This window comes from Sedimentitalea arenosa (assembly GCF_016428585.1).
Taxonomy (GTDB): domain Bacteria; phylum Pseudomonadota; class Alphaproteobacteria; order Rhodobacterales; family Rhodobacteraceae; genus Sedimentitalea; species Sedimentitalea arenosa.
The window spans coordinates 104,981-120,065 of the sequence record NZ_JAELVR010000004.1; the positions used below are offsets into that span (position 1 = coordinate 104,981).

Here is a 15,085-nt window from a genome sequence, read left to right on the forward strand (position 1 = left end):
GATATGCTCGCCCGCACTATCGGGGATCGGGAGGCGTTTCAATTGGCGACATCAGAGGACAGGTCGGATTTCATCATCGCGCCCGACCCGCATGCCCCGCGCCTGACCCGTGCGGTCGAGGGCGTGGATCAGAATGGTGAACGGTCCAGGATTTCTGTGGTCGAGGAGCGCCCGCTGACGATCTTTCTGAATGCGCAGGAGATCGTCACCGCGATGACGATCGGGGATTACCCGGAATACCTGGCGCTCGGCTTCCTGCGCAATCAGGGTATGTTGTTGCAGGACGACCGGATCACCGCGGTCGACTATGAAGAAGATCTCGAAACCGTCGTCGTGCGCACCCTGCGGCAGACCAGTTTCGAGGACAAGCTGAAGAAGAAGACCCGCACCAGCGGTTGTGCCGTCGGCACGGTCTTTGGCGACATGATGGAGGGGCTCGAAGGCGTCAGGCTGCCGCCGGTCCCGGTCCGCACCAGCTGGCTCTATGCCCTGGCCGCGCGGATCAATCGCACGCCGTCTCTCTATCTCGAGGCGGGCGCGATTCACGGCACCGTTCTGTGTCACGAGGACCGCCCGCTCGTCTATATGGAGGATGTCGGGCGGCACAACGCCGTCGACAAGATCGCCGGCTGGATGCTTCAGACGGACACGTCGGCGGGCGACAAGATCCTCTACACGACAGGGCGGCTCACCTCCGAAATGGTGATCAAGACGGCGATGATGGGCATCCCCGTGCTGGCGTCGCGTTCGGGCTTCACGGCGTGGGGGGTCGAGATCGCCCGCGAGGTCGGTCTGACCCTGATCGGCCGGATGCGCGGACAGCGGTTCGTGTGTCTATCGGGAGAGGATCGGCTGGTGCGCGACGTCGATCCGTCGACCGTCGCCTCGGAAGATCGCAAACATCGTCGCAAGAGCGCCGAGGCATGACGCGACCGCTCGGTGTCATACTCGCCGGCGGTCTGGCCAGTCGGATGGGCGGCGGCGACAAGGGCTTGTTGCGCCTTGGCAATCGGACCCTCATCGCGCGTGTGATCGACAGGCTGGGCCCACAGGTTTCGGGATTGGCCCTGAACGCGAACGGGGACCCGGCCCGGTTCGAGAGTCTCGGCCTTCCGGTCCTGTCCGACAGTATCGACGGGTTCGTCGGTCCGCTGGCCGGAGTTCTCGCAGGGCTCGATTGGGCGGCAACGCAAGGCGCGGACAGCATCGTGACCGCCGCCGCCGATACACCCTTCTTTCCTGCGGACCTGGTGACCCGGCTGCAAACGGCCTCGGAGGGCATGGGCGCCCCTTTGGTTCTGGCCGCCACGCCCGATCCCGAGCGGGGCCAGGCGCGCCACCCGACCTTCGGGCTCTGGCCGGTGTCACTGCGCGATGACTTGCGCGCGTCGCTGCAGGACGGGTTGCGCAAGGTCGTGCTCTGGACCGACCGGCACGACGGGCGCACGGCGCTCTTCCCGGTCGGTCGCGTCGATCCTTTCTTCAACGTGAACACGCCCGAAGACCTGGCCCGTGCCGAGGCTCTGCTGTCGGAGTCCGCATGAGGATTTACGGTGTCACTGGGTGGAAGAACACCGGAAAGACCGGGTTGATGGAGCGGCTGGTGACTGAGTTCACCGCGCGCGGCCATTCCGTCTCGAGCGTCAAACATGCCCATCATGCCTTCGACGTGGATCAGCCGGGGCGCGACAGCCATCGCCACCGCGTCGCCGGCGCCCGCGAGGTCATGCTGGCCTCGGGAAAGCGGTGGGCCTTGATGCACGAACTGCACGACGAGGAAGAGCCGCCGCTTGCTGCATTGCTCGCCCGACTCTCGCCTGTCGATCTGGTATTGATCGAAGGCTACAAGCGGGAACCCCACCCAAAGATCGAAACCCACCGCAAGGCGGCGGGCACGCCGCTGATCGCAACGGACGACCGGACGATCCGGGCCGTGGCCAGCGACGTTGCCGTTTCGATCGACCGGCCGGTGTTCGATCTCGACGACACCGCGGCCATTGCCGAATTCATTCTGCAGGAGGTCGGATTGTGAGCGGGTTCGACACGGTTGTCATCGTCGATTGGTCGGCGGGCAAGCGGGCGCCGAAGCGGCCAACGAAGGACGCGATCTGGATCGGGATTGCGCGTGGCAGTGGCGAGGAGGAGCCTCTCTACTTCCGCAGCCGGATCGAGGCCGAGGCCTGGATCACCCATTTCCTGCAAACGGAAAACGCGGCCGGGCGACGGGTGTTGATGGGGTTCGATTTCCCCTTCGGCTATCCCAGGGGCACGGCGCGCGCCGTGACGGGGTCGAATGATGTCTTTGCGTTGTGGACGTGGCTCGAAAGCCGCATCCGGGACGATGACGCGGGCGAGAACAACCGGTTCGACGTGGCCGAGGAGATGAATCGCTGTTTCGAAGGGCTTGGGCCGTTCTGGGGCAAGCCGTCGCGGGACATGTGGCCCGACGTGCCTTACCGCAAGGCGGGGATCGCTTTTGAGCGCATCGCCGAACGCCGCAGCGCGGACGTGCGTGCGAATGCGGCGTCGAGCTGTTTCCAACTGGCTTTTCCTCCGACGGTCGGCAGCCAGGTCCTGATGGGCCTGCCGATGCTGGCGCGGCTGCGCCGCCTGCCCGGCGTGGCGGTCTGGCCGTTTGATGCGTGGGACGACGCGCAGACGGTGTTGGCGGAAATCTGGCCGGGTCTCATCGAACCGGCGGTCAGACAGGCGTTGGACGCCGCCGATCCACCGATCCGTGACCGCGAACAGGTCCGCCTGCTGGCGCGCGCCGTTGCGGGCCTGACACCCGATCGCCTTGCCGTGATGATGCAAGACTTCCCCGAGGAGGCAAGGGAGGAGGCATGGATCCTCGGCGCGGGGCACGCGGAGGAACTTCGCGCGCTCGCGGGGCCCGTGCCGCTGGCGCCGCCGCCGTTGCGCAACGATTGCTTCTCCTTGCCCGCCGGTGTCGACTGGACACCCGTGGACGAGGCGCTGGCCTTGCTGCGCACGAGGCTGACCTGCACGGTCGGCAGCGAGGTTGTCGACATCGGCGCAGCCCAGGGAAGGGTTCTGGCGCAGGACGTGATCGCCGTGCGCTCGAACCCGCCGCAGGCCAATTCCGCAGTTGACGGGTATGGGTTCGCAGGCGGGGTGCCGGAAGGCGACCATGTCCTGCCGCTCATCGAGGGTCGCGCGGCCGCCGGGGTGCCGTTTGACGGCGCGGTCCCGTCGGGCCACGCGATCCGTATCCTGACCGGGGCTGCCCTGCCTGAGGGCGTGGACACGGTCCTGCTCGAAGAAGATGTGGCATCGGACGGTCAAAGGATCGCCTTTCGCGGGCCGCTCAAGATGGGGGCGAACGCGCGGCGCGCGGGAGAGGACGTGGTCGAGGGCGCAACGGCCTTGCGAGCGGGGCGCGTGGTAACGGCGGCAGACCTCGCCCTGTTGGCGGCGGTGGGTGTCTCGCGCGTGATGGTGCGGCACCGCCTGCGCGTCGCCATCCTGTCGACCGGCGATGAGCTTGTCGAGCCGGGCCAAGCAGCCGGGCCGGGACAGATCTTCGATGCCAACCGTCCCATGCTGCTTGGCATGATCCGCGCCTTCGGGTTTCAGCCGGTCGATATGGGCCGGGTCGCGGATGACCGCGCGGCCTTGCGCGCGCGGCTCGAGTCGGCGGCCCGGCAGGCCGACGTGATCCTGACCAGCGGCGGTGCCTCCGCCGGGGACGAAGACCATGTCTCGGCCCTTCTGAGAGAGACCGGCGCGATGCAGGAATGGCGCATCGCGGTCAAACCGGGTCGGCCGCTGGCACTGGGGCTCTGGTCGGGGACACCGGTTTTCGGTTTGCCTGGCAACCCGGTGGCGGCCATGGTCTGCACTTTGATCTTCGCGCATCCCGCGATGGCGTTGCTTGCCGGAGCCGCGTGGCAGGCTCCGCAGGGGTTCGACCTGCCGGCGGCCTTCGAAAAACGCAAGAAGCCCGGCCGGCGAGAATACCTGCGGGCGCGGGTACGCGACGGGCGCGCCGAGGTGTTCAAATCCGAAGGCTCGGGCCGGATCAGCGGGCTGAGCTGGGCCGAAGGGCTGGTCGAGATCGGCGACGGCGAACGGCATATCCGCCCCGGCGACATGGTGCGCTTCATCCCCTATGGCAGTTTCGGGCTATGAGCGGATCACCTCGGGAAACGTCCTGACGGATTTGCCGCGCACCAGATCCGTGACCGCCACGTCGAATTCCTTGAAATGCGCTGTGCCCAGATGCGCCTGGAACGCTTCGGCATCCGAATAAAGTTCGTAGAGCAACACCACGTTCGTGCCCGTATCGACGCAGATGTCGAACACATGGCAATCGGGCTCCTTGGCCAGCGAGGTGCGGGCCTGGACGCGCATCAGGGGCAGGAACGCAGGCAGCGCGTCCTGCGCCAGTTCAAAGGTCACGCAAACGGCGAACATGTCGATCCTTTCGGGGTCATGGCACGATCCGGCGGCGTTCGTCATGCGAGCGATAGGCCGCGTCGGTGGCGCGGATCACGCCGAGGTAGTCCTCGGCGGTGTTTTCGGGCACCGTGCCGTCGCGCCGGCAGCGGACGAGATGGTCGATCAGCGCGGCCACGCACCCACCGCCGAACGCGTCGGGATCGATAGGGGCCCGCAGCGGAACGATCTCTGCCGCGCGCGCGCCGAAGGGCCGAAAACGCAGCGTACCATCCCCGTCCAGTTGCAGCGTTCCCGCTTCGCCTTCCAGACGCAGTTCGCCCATGGTGAGGCGCGGGTTCCGTGCCGGCACGTCCGACAGGCGGTTGCCGTCGAAGACCGATTGCGTACCGCCCGCATGCGTCAGGATCAACGTGCCAGCGTCTTCGCCGGCGAGAACCGGGTTGATGCGGCGCAGGTCGGCATAGACTTCGGTGATCTCGCCGAAAAGCCAGCGGAACAGGTCGATGAAATGCACACCGGTTTCGTGGATCAGCAGGCGCGGCATGGTCTGGAACGAAGGTTGGCGGGCCAGATAAGCGTCGGGGCCGCGCCCGTCGCCTGGCCGCAGGTCGAAGCGGCACTGATAGACCTGTCCCATCCGGCCCGCGTCGAGAAACGCTTTCACCTCGCGGTACCAAGGTTGAAAACGGAAATTCTCGTGGATCACGAGCTGTGTTTCGGCCTTTTGCGCCGCGTCGAGCGTGGCCTGCGCTTCAGCAAGCGACCGACAGAACGGCTTCTGGCAGATGATCATGCGCCCCGGTTTCAATGTGGCGCGGATCAGCGCGGCATGGGCCGGCGGCGGGGCGACGATATCGACGATGTCCGGGTCCTGCGCGGCAAGCAGATCCGGCAGATCCGCATATCCCGGCACGTCGAGCCGATCGGCTGTTGCCTCTGTAAGCGCGCGGTCCAGATCGGTCACGCCGACGATCTCGGCATCCTCGCGCGCGGCCCACGCCTCCTGGTGCAGTCGGCTGAAATAGCCCAACCCGACGATGGCGACACGCATCATGTCCGCACCGGATGTCTGCGTCTCAGGTCGGCGACCTGTTCTGGGGTCAGCGGGCGGGTCTTCATGCCGTGCACCGCAAGGAACAGCTTTGCCGTCTCCTCCAGTTCTTCCGTGGCGTGGACCGCGTCGCGCAGGGACGTTCCGGCAACGACCGGGCCGTGGTTGGCCAGAAGAACCGCGTGGTGGTCGGAGGCCATCTCGCGCACCGCGCGCGCGAGATCGAGGTCACCGGGGGCGAAATAGGGGATCAAGGGCAGCGTGCCGATCCGCATCACGTAATAGGCCGTCAGGGGCGGCAGGACGTTGGCTGGATCGATGTCGTGAAGGCAGCTTACGGCGACCGAATGGGTGGCGTGCAGATGCACGATCGCCCCTGCGTTCGGGCGGCGATCGTACATGGCGCCGTGCAGGAACGCTTCCTTGGTCGGGGCGTCACCGGACACGTGCCGTCCCTCAGAGTCGAGCTTGCTGATCCGCGCCGGGTCCAGATCGCCCAGCGATGAGCCGGTCGGCGTCATTAGCCAGCCATCCTCAAGGCGCAGGCTGATGTTCCCCGAACTGCCGAAGGTCAGACCCCGGTCGAACAGGGATTTCGCCAGGGAGACGATATCGTCGCGCTGCCTGGTTTCGCTCATGCCAGCACCTTGAACGCCTTGTCGAAAAAGTCGACGCCACCGAAATTGCCGGATTTCAGTGCCAAGGCCATCGGCGGACCCGAAAGCGTGCGCGTCCACGGCACGCCGGGGTCGATCTCGCCGCAGATCTCGAGTGCTGGCAGGTCCAGTGCGCCAACCACGGCGCCGGAGGTTTCCCCGCCGGCCACGACCATGCGCGAAAACCCCGCCGCGCGCAGACCGGTCGCAAGTCGGGCCATTGTCTGTTCTACGAGCGCTCCGGCCCGGTCCGCGCCGAGCCGTGCCTGGACACGCGCGACGGTGGCGGGATCGTCCGAGGCGTGGATGAGCAGCGGTGAACCAGCCGGTGTTTCCCGCGCCCATGCGAGGATGTCCGCACAGGGGTCAGGGCCTTCCGCCAGTGCCTCGGCGTCGATCTTCCAATTGGGCCAGATATCCCGCACATGGTCGATCTGGGCCCGCGTCGCTGTCGAGCAACTTCCGGCCAGCACGACGCTTCGCCCTTGGACCTCGGGGCGGACGGGTGGGGCGTCGCTGGCGGTGAAGCCGAAATTCGCGGGCAGGCCGAGCGCGATACCCGAGCCGCCTGTGATCAGCGCATGGTCCGCCGCGGCTTGCCCGATCGTCCGCAGGTCGTGGTCGTCTATCGCGTCGAGCACCGCATACCGACGCCCGTCCGTTTGGAGTTTCCCGATCGCCGACCGCACCTCATCGGCTCCGCGCGCAACGACCGGGTGCGGGACGAGGCCGACCGTATGCCGGGACTGGGCCGCCATCAGGCTGACAAGGTTGCTGTCGCGCATCGGGGTCAGCGGGTGGTCACGCATGGGCGACTCCGACAACAGCTGTTCGCCGACGAAGAGATGGCCCATGTATACGGTGCGCCGATTGACCGGGAAGGCCGGGCAAACCAGCGCGAGCGGAGCCTGCAATGCCTCTAGCAGGGCGTCGGCGACAGGACCGATATTGCCTCGCTCGGTCGAATCGAAGGTCGAGCAGTATTTGAACATCACCTGATGCGCACCGCGTGCGCGAAGCCAATCCAGCGCGGCGAGCGATTGCGCGACGGCGTCGGGGGGCGCGATGGTCCGCGATTTGAGCGCGATCACCACCGCGTCGGCCGCGCCGATATCTATGGGTGATTCGGGTACTCCGAACAGCTGCGCGACCCGCATCCCCCCCTTGACCAGCGTCACGGCGAGGTCCGTCGCGCCAGTATAGTCGTCAGCGATGGCCCCAATGCAGATCGTCATGCACCCTCGCCGATCAGGTCCACGACCGTCGCAGTGACCGCGCGTGTTCCCATGTCGCCGCCGAATTCCATCGGTCGGAGCCGGTTGGCGACGAAACCAGCCATCACGGCGTCGTCGATCAAGGTGGCTGCGTTCGCATAGGCCTCCACGCCCAGCCTGTCGGCAAGGTAGTCCAGCATGAGTCCGCCCGACAGGATCGCCGCAAGGGGGTTAGCCTTGTCCTGGCCCATGATGTCTGGCGCGCTGCCATGCGCGGGCTGGAACAGCCCGTGGCGATCCCCGATCTCGGCGCAAGCCGCCATGCCCATGCCCCCGACCAGCCCGCCGGCGAGGTCCGACAGGATGTCGCCGAACATGTTCTCGGTCACCAATACGTCAAAGGCCCAGGGCTGGCGCACGAGGTCGAGTGCTTGCGCGTCGACATAAGCGTAGCCGGTGTCGATGCCTGGAAACTCCGGGCTGATCTCGTCGAAGATCTTGCGAAAAAAAGCCATCGACGCGAAGACGTTGGCCTTGTCGACGCAGGTCAGCAGGCCCTTTCCGCCCCGTGCCTTGCGCTTCTCGGCCAGGCGAAACCCGAAACGATGCAACCGTTCGCTGACCGAGCGCGTGATGCGCAGCGTGTCGCGCACCTCGCTGTCGCCGATGATCTGGCTGCGGCCATGCACTGCGGCGGAGTAGAACAGTCCCTCGGTGGATTCACGCAGGATCACCAGGTCGATATCCGCCGCACGCGGGTCCGCCAGCCGTTGCGGCGCGTTCGGATAGGCGCGCACCGGGCGCACTCCGGCATAGAGTTCGAACCGGTCGCGCAGGCGCAGGTGCGGCGAAATCTCGGTTCCGTCCGCATGGCGCACCGAGGGCAGTCCGATCGCGCCCAGGAAGATCGCATCGGCCTCTCCAGCGCGCTCTTCGCCGCCGGGTTCGATATCCTTTCCGGTGTCGCGAAAATAGCCTGCTCCGGCTGCGATGTCGTCATAGACCGGCCTCGGCAAGCCGACACGGGCGAGTGCTGTTTCGACCACTGCAAGCGTCGCATCCGTCACGTCGAGGCCGATGCCGTCTCCCCTAATGACGGCGATCCTGGCGGGCTGTGTCATGGCGAGAGTCCTTCAGACGTGATAAGGCGCGAGCCGGTTCCAGTCGAACGCGACACCCGTGCCCGGCGTGTCTGGCGCGACGGCCAAGTGGTTTTCCACAACCAGTGGTCGCGTGGTGTAGCGATCTATCGGAAATGAATGAACTTCGATCCAGCCGGGATTGCGCTGCGCGGACACGAGGCTGACATGCAGTTCCTGCATCCCGTGACTGCACACCGGAATGTCGTGGCGCGCGCAGACCGCCGCGGCCTGGAGCCACCCGGTGATGCCGCCGCAGTTGGATGCGTCCGGTTGCAGATAAGCCACGCGCGCCTGTTCGGCGGCATATTCGAACTCGTGGATCGTGTGCAGGTTTTCACCCATTGCCAGCGGCATTCCAGTGGCCTGCGCAATGCGGGCATAGGCGCTGTAGTGGTCCGGGATGATCGGCTCCTCGAACCACAACAGGTCGAACGGAGCAAAGGCGTGGGCGGCCTCTGTGGCCTGCGGTTCGGACATGGAGTAATTGGCATCGACCATGAAGGCGATGTCAGGGCCGATCAACTCACGCACCGCCTTGATGCGCTCCAAATCCTCGGCCAGCGTCGGCTGGCCGATCTTGATTTTCACGCCGTTGAAGCCGCGATCCAGATAGTCCTGAACGCTGTCCAGCAGCTTGGGAAGGGGAAAGCCCAAATCGATCCCGCCGCAATAGGTCCGGCAACGGTCGGCGGTCCCGCCCGCCATTTTCCAGAGCGGCTGCCCGCTGGCTTTTCCACGGATATCCCAGAGCGCGATGTCCACCGCGGAGATCGCGAAAGAGGCGATGCCACCGCGCGCAACGTAGTGTACGTGCCACTGCATCGCCTCATAAAGCGCTTCGACGTCCCCGGCGTCCTGACCAATCAGGAAAGGGGCGAGATCATGCTCGATCATCGCCTTGATCGCGTGCCCGCCCTTGCCGCCGGTATAGGTGTAGCCGGTGCCGTCCCGTCCGTCCTCCAGAGTGACCGTCGCGGTGATCAGCTGGAAATGCGTGTGATCGCCGTGTTTCGCATCCACCAGCACTTCGTCCAGCGGGACATTGAACAGTTGGCAGCGAAGCGCGGCGATCTTCGGCATCAGAGGTCCTTGCACTCGGGAACGGGGGTGACGGTGGTGCCGTCCTTCAGCCACCGGGTCAGGTTCTCGCAGGTCAGGTCGCCCATCGCCTGGCGGGTCTCATGCGTGGCGCTGCCCACGTGAGGCTGCAGCACGACGTTGTCCATCGCGAACAACGCCTCGGGCACTTTAGGTTCGGCTTCGAACACATCGAGCCCAGCGCCGCCAAGTTTGCCGTCCTTCAGCGCCTGCACCAGCGCGGTCTCATCCACGACCGTGCCGCGCGCGACATTAACCAGAATGCCCTCGGGTCCGAGCGCGGCGATCACATCGGAACTCACCAGATGCTTGGTTTCCGGCCCGCCGGGCGTGATGACGATCATCACGTCGCACTCCTTGGCCATCTCGGTCAGATCACCGTAGTAGCGATACGGCACGTCCTTTTCGCTGCGCGCGTGATAAACCACGGTCGCGTCAAACACCGCGAGCCGATCCGCGATGGCCTGTCCGATCCGGCCCAGACCGACGATGCCGACGGTGCGGCCCTGAACGGAGTGGGTTAGCGGCGTGTTGCCCTCCTTCTCCCACCGGCCCGCGCGGACATAGGCGTCGTAGGGCACCAGGCGGCGGCTGACCGCGAACCACAGCAGGATGGCCGTGTTCGCGACCTCGTCGTTCAGCACCTCCGGGGTGTGGGTGACGACGATGCCGCGCTTTGCAGCAGCGGCGGCGTCGATCGTGTCGTAGCCGACCCCGTAGTTCGAGATGATCTTGAGGTTCGTAAGCGCCGCCATCAGGTCGGGAGGCACCCCGTAGTGGCCGACATTGACGACGGCGGTGAAGGACTCGGCGTGCTCGGCGATGAACGCCGCTTGCGTGTCATCCATCGGCAGCGGAACGATCTCGAATTCCGCTTCCAGGTGGGACTTCATCCGCTCGGTGAGCGGTCCGATCTGCAGCAGTTTGGGGGCCATGGCTCAGGCGTCCTCCGCCACGGTCTGGGTCTGCTGGCCGAGGCCCTCGATCCAGACATCCATCCGGTCACCGACCTTCAGATACACGGGGTTCTCCATCCCCAAAGCCACACCGGGAGGGGTGCCGGTCGAGATCACGTCGCCCGGATGCAGCGTCATCAGACCCGACAGGTGTTCGATGATCTGCGCCACGGTGAAAATCATGGTCTTGGTGTTGCCGGTCTGGCGGCGCTCGCCGTTCACGTCGAGCCACATGTCGAGGTTCTGCGGGTCTGGCACTTCGTCGCGCGTCACCAGCCACGGGCCGGTCGGCCCGAATGTGTCGCAGGATTTGCCCTTGGTCCATTGGCCCGACAACTGGCTCTGGAAATGCCGCTCGGACACGTCGTTGATCACGCAATAACCCGCCACATGGTCCAGCGCGTCGGCTTCGGACACGTACTTCGCGGTCTTTCCGATCACCACGCCCAGTTCGACCTCCCAATCTGTATGGGTCGAACCGCGCGGCATGCTGACCGTGTCGTTCGGGCCGACGACGGCGGAATTGGCCTTGAAGAACAGGATCGGGTGATCCGGAATCTTGGCACCGGTTTCAGCGGCGTGGTCGGAATAGTTCAGGCCGATGCACAGAAACTTGCCGATGCTCCCGACGCAGGGGCCGATGCGCGGATCACCCGACACGGCAGGCAGGCTTGCCGGGTCGAGCCCGCGCAGGCGGGCAAGAGTATCGTCATCCAGTGTTGCGCCGATGATGTCGGCGATCTCGCCGGATAAGTCGCGCAGAGTGCCGTCACCGTCGATCAGGCCGGGCTTCTCTGCGCCGGGTTCGCCAAAACGTACCAGTTTCATATAGTTGGATCCTTTCTTCAGTGATTGTCACGCGGCAGGGACTTGTGCGCGATGTCCTGGAATTTCGTGGCACCGTCCAGCACCATGCCTTCGGAGAAGGGGCGCACCTTCTCGCGGAAGATCTCCTGCCAAGGCGATTGGCTGTCCGGCGCAAAGGGGCGCTCGGGCAGGGCGGCACGGCGTGCGTCCAGTTCGTACTGATCAACCAGCATGTTGGCGGTGCACTTGCGCAGGTCGATGCGGATGCGATCACCCGTCTTGACCAATGCCAGGCCGCCGCCATCCGCGGCTTCGGGGCTGGCGTTCAGGATCGACGGGCTGCCCGATGTGCCCGATTGCCGCCCATCGCCCATGCAGGGCAGGGCGTGGATGCCGCGTTTCAGCAGGTAGGCAGGCGGGCGCATGTTCACGACCTCGGCCCCACCGGGATAGCCGATCGGTCCGGCTCCGCGCATGATGAGGATGCAGTGTTCGTCGATGCCAAGGCTCTCGTCGTCGATCCGCTTGTGGAAATCCTCGGGCCCGTCGAACACGATGGCGCGGCCTTCGAAGGCGTCCGGGTCCTCTGGATTGGACAGGTAGCGGTCGCGGAACTCCTTGGAAATCACGCTGGTCTTCATGATCGCGCTGTCAAAGAGGTTGCCCGACAGGTTGATGAACCCGGCCTCCCTGGTCATGGGTTCGGCGATCGGCTTGATCACGTCGGGCGTTTCGGTGCGCTTGTCGCCGCAGTTTTCGGCCATTGTCTGGCCGTTTGCGGTGACCGCGTCCGGATGCGGCAGAAGCCCCGCGCCGATCAATTCTCCGATCACGGCGGGCACGCCGCCCGCGTGGAAGTAATCTTCGCCCAAGTAGGCTCCGGCGGGTTGCAGGTTCACCAGCAGCGGAACCTTGTGGCCCAGTTTCTGCCAGTCGTCGTTGTTCAACTCGACGCCCAGGTGGCGCGCGATGGCGTTCAGATGGATCGGCGCGTTGGTCGAGCCGCCGATGGCCGAGTTGACCACAATGGCGTTTTCGAACGCCTTTCGGGTCATGATGTCGGTCGGTTTCAAGTCCTCATGCACCATCTGCACGATGCGCTGTCCCGTGGCATAGCTCATCTGCCCGCGCTTGCGGTAAGCCGCTGGAATCGCGGCGGAACCCGGCAATTGCATCCCCAGCGCCTCGGCCAGGGAGTTCATCGTCGTGGCGGTGCCCATGGTGTTGCAATAGCCGACCGACGTGGCCGAGGAGGAGACGAGTTCGAGGAACCCGTCGTCGTCGATCTCGCCCGCCGCCAACAGTTCCCGCGCCTTCCAGACGATGGTGCCCGACCCGGTGCGCTCGCCCCGGAACCAGCCGTTCAGCATCGGGCCAACCGACAGCGCGATGGCGGGGATGTTGACCGTCGCCGCCGCCATCAAGAGCGCCGGTGTGGTCTTGTCGCAGCCGATGTTCAGCACCACCCCGTCGATCGGATAGCCGAACAGCGTTTCCACCAGCGACAGGTAGGCCAGGTTGCGGTCGAGCATCGCGGTCGGGCGCTTGCCGGTCTCCTGGATCGGGTGCACGGGGATCTCGATCACCGTGCCGCCCGCCGAGATCACCCCGTCGCGCACCCGCTTCGTCAGCTCGATATGGTGACGGTTGCAGGGGCTCAGGTCGCTGCCGGTCTGGGCGATGCCGATGATCGGCTTGCCCGACTGCAGTTCCTCGCGTGTCAGCCCGTAATTCAGATAACGTTCGAGATAGAGCGCGGTCATCTCCGGATCGTCCGGGTTGTTGAACCAGTTCTGCGACCGCAGCTTGGGAGTCTTGTCAGACATTGCGAGATTCCTTGTGATGGGCCGGTCAGCCTGACCAGCCACCGTCGATGATATGCGGCTGACCCGTGGTGAAGGCGCTTTCGTCGCTGGCAAGGTAAACAACCAGCGCGGCGATCTCCTCGGCCCTGGCGATCCGGCCCATCGGCTGGCGGGCGACGAAATCCTTCATCGCCTGGTCGTAGTCGCCGGTGGCCCGCAGCCGGTCATGCAGCGACGGGCTTTCGACCGTACCGGGACAGATCGCGTTGCAGCGGATGCCCTTGGTGATGTACTCGATCGCGACTGATTTCGTCAGCCCGATCACCGCCGCCTTGGTGGTGCCATAGACGAACCGGTTGGGCGCACCTATCACCGACGAACAGGCCGAGGACATGTTGATGATCGAGCCGCTGCCGCGCTCGATCATGCCGGGCAGGGCGGCACGGATCGTGCGGAACATCGACTTCACGTTCAGGTTCACGGCGAAGTCGAACTCCTCCTCGCTCGCGTCCAGAACCGAGCCGGAATGAACGAACCCCGCGCAGTTGAACAGCACGTCGGGAGCCGCCCGTTCGACGCCTTCGCGCACCGACGCGTCGTCCAGAACGTCGAGCCTGTAGGTTTCGATCTTGCCTTCTGCTTCGTCCGCCAGCTGCGCCAGCGCCTCCTCGTTGACGTCGGTCGCGAAGACCTTCGCTCCTTCGGCGGCCATGGCCAAAGCCGAGGCCTTGCCGATACCCTGGCCCGCGGCGGTCACCAGGGCGCGTTTGCCGGTCAGTCGTGTCATGTCGATGTCCTTGAGTGGGTCGTGAAATCGAGTTGGACCTTCATCGCCCGGCTGCGATCGGCGGCGAGGGTGAAGGCCTCTGTCGCTTCGGCGATCGGAAAGCGCGCGGTCAGAAGCGGTGCGAGGTCCAGCACCCCGGAATTGATCAAGGCGACGGCGTCCGCGAACTCTTCATGAAAGCGGAAAGCGCCGCGCAGGTCGATCTCCTTGGCGACGATGGCGTTGATCGGCAGGCTGATGTCGCCGCCCAGCCCGAGTTGCACCAGCGTCGAACGCGGGCGCAGAACGTCCAGTCCCGCCCGCAACGCGGCCTCGGTGCCGGACGCCTCCAGCATCAGGTCGAAACTGCCTTTGTCAGCCGAATGGCTTGCGGTCCAGTCTGGCGAGGTCGCGACATTGATCGCCCGGTCGGCGCCGAGCGTGCGAGCGATGGCAAGCACGTTGTCGACCACGTCGGTCACGACGATCTCGGCCGCACCGCTGTGTTTCGCGGCCAGAACACCGAGCCCGCCGATCGGGCCGCAGCCGGTGATCAGAACCCGCTTGCCTCTGACTGAGCCTGCGCGCTTGAGCGCGTGGAGTACGACCGACAGCGGTTCGGCAAAGGCCGCGTGTTCGATCGGAACGTTCGCATCGATCTTGTGGCACTGGCTGTCGTCGGCAACCAGGCTTTCCCGGAACGCTCCCTGGATATGGGGCATCGGCATCGCGCTGCCGTAGAACCGCATGTTCAGGCAGTGGTTGAACAGGCCTTCGTCGCAGTAGCGGCATGCATGGCAGGGCCGGCTGGGCGAAACCGCCACACGGTCACCGATTTCCAGCCCCGTCACGCCGTCGCCGAGCGCCTCGACAACGCCCGCGACTTCGTGCCCGAGGATCATCGGTTCGCGCAGTCGCACCGCGCCGAATCCGCCATTGTGAAAATAGTGGAGGTCCGAACCGCAGATCCCGCCCGCCTGCACCGCCAGCTTGACCTGACCGGGGCCAACTGGGTCGCATGTGCATGATTCTATGCGCAAATCCCTTGCGGCATGGATCACGACAGCCTTCATACGATCCCTCCAGATCGGCGTTGAACCACGCCGTTTTTTAATGGCCTAGTGCAAAGCGATTGAAAATACTAGGGTCCAGTTCTGCCTGCTTGTGC

At 65.4% G+C, this 15,085-nt stretch carries 15 protein-coding genes; 4 read left to right on the plus strand and 11 right to left on the minus strand.

What is annotated here, in order from left to right; translation table 11 throughout:
- Positions 1–3 precede the first annotated feature (3 nt).
- The 4 genes from JF290_RS07010 to JF290_RS07025 are packed head-to-tail and all read left to right on the plus strand — an operon-like array spanning position 4 to position 4,152.
- Positions 4–927 (plus strand): formate dehydrogenase accessory sulfurtransferase FdhD, encoded by a 924-nt coding sequence (locus tag JF290_RS07010; RefSeq protein ID WP_199024130.1) that lies wholly within the window; start codon positions 4–6, stop codon positions 925–927.
- A complete protein-coding gene (gene mobA, locus JF290_RS07015; protein ID WP_199024131.1) occupies positions 924–1,544 on the plus strand; it encodes a molybdenum cofactor guanylyltransferase MobA in 621 nt (206 codons plus the stop codon). Before JF290_RS07010 ends, mobA begins: the two co-directional genes overlap by 4 nt.
- Positions 1,541–2,032 carry a molybdopterin-guanine dinucleotide biosynthesis protein B gene (gene mobB, locus JF290_RS07020; RefSeq protein WP_199024132.1) on the plus strand — a complete coding sequence of 164 codons (492 nt, stop codon included), beginning with the start codon at positions 1,541–1,543 and terminating at the stop codon, positions 2,030–2,032. The genes mobA and mobB overlap by 4 nt, the downstream gene beginning before the upstream one ends.
- Positions 2,029–4,152 (plus strand): molybdopterin-binding protein, encoded by a 2,124-nt coding sequence (locus JF290_RS07025; protein ID WP_199024133.1) that lies wholly within the window; start codon positions 2,029–2,031, stop codon positions 4,150–4,152. The genes mobB and JF290_RS07025 overlap by 4 nt, the downstream gene beginning before the upstream one ends.
- Here JF290_RS07025 and JF290_RS07030 read toward each other — a convergent pair.
- Genes JF290_RS07030 through JF290_RS07080 form a run of 11 tightly spaced genes read right to left on the minus strand, consistent with a single transcriptional unit; the run spans position 4,147 to position 14,990 of the window.
- Complete coding sequence (locus tag JF290_RS07030; protein WP_328701215.1) at positions 4,147–4,482, minus strand: putative quinol monooxygenase; 336 nt, start codon at positions 4,480–4,482, stop codon at positions 4,147–4,149. The genes JF290_RS07025 and JF290_RS07030 overlap by 6 nt on opposite strands.
- Positions 4,454–5,476 carry a Gfo/Idh/MocA family protein gene (locus JF290_RS07035; RefSeq protein ID WP_199024135.1) on the minus strand — a complete coding sequence of 341 codons (1,023 nt, stop codon included), beginning with the start codon at positions 5,474–5,476 and terminating at the stop codon, positions 4,454–4,456. Before JF290_RS07035 ends, JF290_RS07030 begins: the two co-directional genes overlap by 29 nt.
- The gene (gene otnC, locus JF290_RS07040) at positions 5,473–6,111 is read right to left on the minus strand and encodes a 3-oxo-tetronate 4-phosphate decarboxylase (RefSeq protein WP_199024136.1); all 639 of its coding nucleotides are present in this window, start codon (positions 6,109–6,111) and stop codon (positions 5,473–5,475) included. The genes JF290_RS07035 and otnC overlap by 4 nt, the downstream gene beginning before the upstream one ends.
- Positions 6,108–7,364: a 3-oxo-tetronate kinase gene (gene otnK / locus JF290_RS07045; protein WP_233155188.1), complete on the minus strand. Its 1,257-nt coding sequence runs from the start codon at positions 7,362–7,364 to the stop codon at positions 6,108–6,110. Before otnK ends, otnC begins: the two co-directional genes overlap by 4 nt.
- Positions 7,361–8,464: an isocitrate/isopropylmalate dehydrogenase family protein gene (locus tag JF290_RS07050; protein WP_199024137.1), complete on the minus strand. Its 1,104-nt coding sequence runs from the start codon at positions 8,462–8,464 to the stop codon at positions 7,361–7,363. The genes otnK and JF290_RS07050 overlap by 4 nt, the downstream gene beginning before the upstream one ends.
- A gap of 12 nt (positions 8,465–8,476) precedes the next feature.
- Entirely contained in the window at positions 8,477–9,565 is a 1,089-nt protein-coding gene (locus JF290_RS07055; protein WP_199024138.1) for a mandelate racemase/muconate lactonizing enzyme family protein, read from the minus strand.
- Positions 9,565–10,518 (minus strand): 2-hydroxyacid dehydrogenase, encoded by a 954-nt coding sequence (locus tag JF290_RS07060; protein ID WP_199024139.1) that lies wholly within the window; start codon positions 10,516–10,518, stop codon positions 9,565–9,567. The genes JF290_RS07055 and JF290_RS07060 overlap by 1 nt, the downstream gene beginning before the upstream one ends.
- Positions 10,519–10,521: 3 nt before the next feature.
- Positions 10,522–11,367 (minus strand): fumarylacetoacetate hydrolase family protein, encoded by an 846-nt coding sequence (locus JF290_RS07065; protein ID WP_199024140.1) that lies wholly within the window; start codon positions 11,365–11,367, stop codon positions 10,522–10,524.
- A 17-nt stretch (positions 11,368–11,384) separates the two neighbouring features.
- Complete coding sequence (locus JF290_RS07070) at positions 11,385–13,172, minus strand: IlvD/Edd family dehydratase (protein ID WP_199024141.1); 1,788 nt, start codon at positions 13,170–13,172, stop codon at positions 11,385–11,387.
- Between the two features lie 25 nt (positions 13,173–13,197).
- Complete coding sequence (locus JF290_RS07075) at positions 13,198–13,938, minus strand: SDR family oxidoreductase (RefSeq protein ID WP_199024142.1); 741 nt, start codon at positions 13,936–13,938, stop codon at positions 13,198–13,200.
- The gene (locus JF290_RS07080) at positions 13,935–14,990 is read right to left on the minus strand and encodes an L-idonate 5-dehydrogenase (protein ID WP_199024143.1); all 1,056 of its coding nucleotides are present in this window, start codon (positions 14,988–14,990) and stop codon (positions 13,935–13,937) included. Before JF290_RS07080 ends, JF290_RS07075 begins: the two co-directional genes overlap by 4 nt.
- Between the last annotated feature and the right edge of the window lie 95 nt (positions 14,991–15,085).